The sequence below is a fragment of the Vibrio genomosp. F10 str. ZF-129 genome (genome assembly GCF_000287055.2).
Lineage (GTDB): Bacteria > Pseudomonadota > Gammaproteobacteria > Enterobacterales > Vibrionaceae > Vibrio.
This window is the reverse complement of the sequence record NZ_AJYQ02000116.1, coordinates 1-3,820: the sequence shown is the minus strand read 5'-3', so window position 1 is coordinate 3,820 and position 3,820 is coordinate 1. Positions and strand designations below refer to the sequence as shown.

Below are 3,820 nucleotides of genomic sequence, written 5' to 3'. Positions count from 1 at the left end.
GTGGCAGCGCCACTTAGTAAGGCGTTAGGCATATTCAATCATATGCTACAAATCACACTTTTCATCTTTGATTTTATGCTTCTGTATTTATTGTATGGTATTTTTCACATGAATAATTGCTAATAAACCTGAGGTTACAAAAGGTGTCTCAAGAATTAACCGAAAATAAGATAATGCAGGCCCTAGATTGGGCATACGACAAGGCGATCAACGGTGTAGCTGGTTTAGATTCTGCCCAAGAACTAGCATTGAGCTACATGAAAGAATCAAGTGATCCAATAAGCCAAGCAAACTCATTAATTCGTTGGCAAAATACAAAAGCAGGCACTTCAGGCTTCCTCACGGGGTTAGGTGGTTTGATAACAATGCCAGTAACTTTACCAGCCAACATAACGAGCGTTATGTACGTACAAATCCGAATGATAGCTGCAATTGCTCATATGGGGGGGGCACGACTTGAAAGACGATCGTGTCAAAGCGATGGTTTATGCATGTCTGACTGGCAATGCGGCTAAAGATATCCTCAAAGATATAGGTATTGTAGTTGGTAGAAAGCTTACAGAAAATGCGATTAAGAGTATTAGTGGGAAAACAATAACTAAAATTAATCAGGCTGTAGGTTTTAGGTTACTAACTAAGTTTGGGGAAAAAGGGGCTATAAATTTAGGTAAAGCAATTCCGTTGGTCGGAGGTATCGTTGGAGCTACCTTTGACTCAGTAACAACCAATACCATCGGAAATATGGCTCGCGACACATTTATCGCGCTCCCTGAATTTGCCTAACAATCTGTTTAAGAGTGATTCGCAACGCTTGGCATTTTTGCTATGCGTTGCGTTTTGTGTTTATGGTGGTCTGCGGGAACTTCGGTATTGCGTTGCTCACACCTTAACAGGGCGTTAGTTGCCCACCGATTACAATCAATCGGTAGGGAATTTCTGCTTCTGGTGTAGAACTCGCATTATGCGAATAATTAAACCTTCTACCCAGTACGAAACGATCATTGAGATTTCGGGAATAATGAGTAATCGTCCTCGAATTCCATCCCGTTGAACACCCATCAATGGTTGTTCGAGTAAGTTTTCTACTTTAGCCTCAATAATTTCATCAGTTTTTTCAGCCGCATCAGGGTTAAAGTCATAAAGAAACTCAAAGATCTTCTCACGATCATTTAGCGATTCTTCTTCCCATAAAATCATTGCTGGCCTCGATTACGAATTTTGGCCTTTCGTTCAGCCATCCGTGCTTTAGCTGAGTTATGTTCAACAAATGAAGATTTTCCTGAGTCAAACTTCTTAAATGCTAGGTTTATTTGTTCAGTTAACCAAGCGTCATGAGATAATGTTTTTCTTTGTTGCTCAGCCATTTGTTCAGTAAGTTCACGGCAAGCATCGCTGAGTGTGCGACCTTGGCTCTCAGCCATTTGTTGGGCTAAACGTTTAATTTCGTCATCAACACGAAATTGAATTCTAGTGTCCATGAGTAGCTCCCTAAGTTTACGTGTGTACAAATGTTAGCACTAGAGTCGAACAAGGGCAACTAACAAACGGCTCAAGAGGGATTGCCAACGCTTGGCGACTTTAGTACAAAATTGAAGCCCAGTGTTTACAGTGTGTTTTTTGAGTCCGGCGGAGCGTTGTCAACCCCTTAGCCGGGCGTTAAACGTTTTAAAGGAGTTATGGTGGTTATAAGTAAAAGTGAACATACATTAGAGTTAGTTCAAGATCTGTTGGATGACCTAGAGCTTGGACGTTCTTCTGTCGAAAAACTTATCCTAAAAGCGTCTCGGTTAGCAAGAATCGTTGGCGCTGAAGAAGTCAAAGAATGGTTGCGCTTTGAGCTGGGTGGCTTCTATTCAGATAATGCCATTTCACTTAAATACATGACATTAACTGGGCGTTGGACAAATCGTGATGAAAATAAGGGCTATTGGATGCCCCTTGCGCAGATTGAAGCTCGTATTGAAGCCGATAAAGCCAAGTTATCAGTCATGAGAACTCCGGACTCTTCAGGTGACCACAATTACGCTGTTCACCATGCAACAAGAGCAATGAATGAGACAACAAATAATATTTCAAAGTTCAGTGGAATTCGTAGCAAAGTCATAGCATTACTACACAAATTTATAACTGACGTATACTACGAGAAAGTATTTGATAATTTATCTGAATCAATCTTTGAGGGCTACAAACGAGAGGTTGACCACTTAATTTCAGAAAACTGTGGTGATGTACTTGAACAGATACCAACAGTTATGGAAAGACTTAGTTCCGGTAATGCTGAGGCGATTAGTCATGCACTTACCACTTGTCGACGCGTAATCGAATCTTTCGCTGATTCAATTTTTCCGGCTTCTGATGAAACTATGAACATTGGTGGTAATGAGTTAAAACTAGACGCAAGTAAGCATCAAAATAGAATCAATGCTTATATTCACCAAAGGTGCGAGAGTAAATCACGTAAACAACGCTTTCGCCAAAATTTAGCTAATTTGTTCGATAGAGTCTCAACGGGGGTTCACAAGGATGTTACCTCAGAAGAAGCAAAAGCACTTTTCCTTAATACTTACCTGTTTCTTGGAGAGGTGCTGCACCTTGAGGAGAACAAAAACGCTTAGTATCAAGTTTGAAGTGCGACACTTTCTACAGGTGCGCATGAATATACTCCATTGGCATTCTATACCCAAGCCTTTTGCGTGGGCGCATGTTTAACTTATGTGCAATTTCATTACAGAGCTTCTGTGTCACATGTGACATAGAAGTTCGTTTTGGCAAGTATTGTCGAATTAGTCCGTTAGTGTTTTCATTGGTTCCTCGTTCCCATGAATGGTATGGATTTGCAAAGTAAAACAAACAGCTATGGTGCTTTTCTAGTTGGGCGTAGCCGTGAAACTCAGTGCCATTATCTGCTGTAATTGTCTTAAATGGTAAATCAGAGCGGGTCATGATTTTACTCATTCTAACGTTGAGTGATTCGCTCGTTCTGTCATCCATTTGACCGATAAAAGTGTAGCCGGTCATCCTATCGACCAAAGTGACGATACAGTGCTTGGTGCCGCGACCAACGACCGTATCAATTTCCCAGTGGCCTGGTTCTTTTCTGTGCTCAGCAGCTTTCGATCTTTCGGTGATATGACGCTTGTTAGCTAGGCGTCCTCGACTGTCTTTTGAGTTGTATCTCTTGCGCCTTTTCTTGGTGGATTGACGCAAGTGTTTCCATAGCGTGCCACCTAGAGCTTTGTCATTCCAAACGTGCTGATAAATGAGCTCATGGCTCATTGTTGGGTAGCCTCTAACTTTAAGGTATCCAACAATTTGGTCTGGGCTCCAATCCAGTCGTAGCAAGGCTTCAGGCAGTCTAAAATCGAGTTCGTTGTAACGTTTATTTCTGCGCGAGCGGCTTAGCCGATTACGAGCCATTTGTTGAGCTCTCCAGGCCTGATAGGAGTACCGTTTAAAGTGTCTGTTGTATCGGGAATTACGTTCAATTTCTCGATAGATAGTGGCTTTGTGACGGCCCAGTTGTTTAGCAATTTTAGCGGTACTAATTCCTTGCTTTCTAAGCGCAGAAATCATATACCTTTCATTCTCAGTGAGGTGCGAATATTTCATGTTTTTTACTTCTTGGCGGGAGCAAACTTCATGATTATCGCATCTCACTGTTTTTATGTTCAGAGGTGTCGCACTTCGTACTTGAATCCAAGCCACATAACAAAGCATTTAAGAGTGATTCGCAACGCGTGGCATTTTCACTATGCGTTGTTTTAAGTGATTAAGGTGGTATGCGGCAGCATCGGTATTGCGTTGCTCACACCTTAACAGG

The 3,820-nt window shown here is 41.8% G+C and carries 6 protein-coding genes; 3 read left to right on the top strand and 3 right to left on the bottom strand.

Features of this window, described 5'->3' with window-relative positions; all coding sequences use genetic code 11:
- Positions 1 to 143 precede the first annotated feature (143 nt).
- Both A1QO_RS20630 and A1QO_RS20625 read left to right on the top strand, forming a co-directional pair.
- Positions 144 to 515, top strand: a complete 372-nt coding sequence (locus tag A1QO_RS20630) for an EcsC family protein (protein WP_241790471.1) — start codon at positions 144 to 146, stop codon at positions 513 to 515.
- Positions 457 to 783 carry a hypothetical protein gene (locus tag A1QO_RS20625; protein ID WP_229772559.1) on the top strand — a complete coding sequence of 109 codons (327 nt, stop codon included), beginning with the start codon at positions 457 to 459 and terminating at the stop codon, positions 781 to 783. The genes A1QO_RS20630 and A1QO_RS20625 overlap by 59 nt, the downstream gene beginning before the upstream one ends.
- Positions 784 to 918: 135 nt before the next feature.
- On the opposite strand, the gene A1QO_RS14730 is transcribed toward A1QO_RS20625, so the two are convergent.
- On the bottom strand, positions 919 to 1,197 hold the full coding sequence (locus tag A1QO_RS14730) for a type II toxin-antitoxin system mRNA interferase toxin, RelE/StbE family (protein WP_017041107.1): 279 nt from the start codon (positions 1,195 to 1,197) through the stop codon (positions 919 to 921).
- Entirely contained in the window at positions 1,194 to 1,478 is a 285-nt protein-coding gene (locus A1QO_RS14725) for a type II toxin-antitoxin system RelB/DinJ family antitoxin (protein WP_017038684.1), read from the bottom strand. The genes A1QO_RS14730 and A1QO_RS14725 overlap by 4 nt, the downstream gene beginning before the upstream one ends.
- A gap of 198 nt (positions 1,479 to 1,676) precedes the next feature.
- Here A1QO_RS14725 and A1QO_RS14720 point away from each other — a divergent pair, with 198 nt between their 5' ends.
- Positions 1,677 to 2,615 carry a hypothetical protein gene (locus tag A1QO_RS14720; RefSeq protein WP_017041106.1) on the top strand — a complete coding sequence of 313 codons (939 nt, stop codon included), beginning with the start codon at positions 1,677 to 1,679 and terminating at the stop codon, positions 2,613 to 2,615.
- 25 nt (positions 2,616 to 2,640) lie between these two features.
- Here A1QO_RS14720 and A1QO_RS14715 read toward each other — a convergent pair whose 3' ends face one another.
- Positions 2,641 to 3,609 (bottom strand): IS30 family transposase, encoded by a 969-nt coding sequence (locus tag A1QO_RS14715; protein ID WP_026027043.1) that lies wholly within the window; start codon positions 3,607 to 3,609, stop codon positions 2,641 to 2,643.
- Between the last annotated feature and the right edge of the window lie 211 nt (positions 3,610 to 3,820).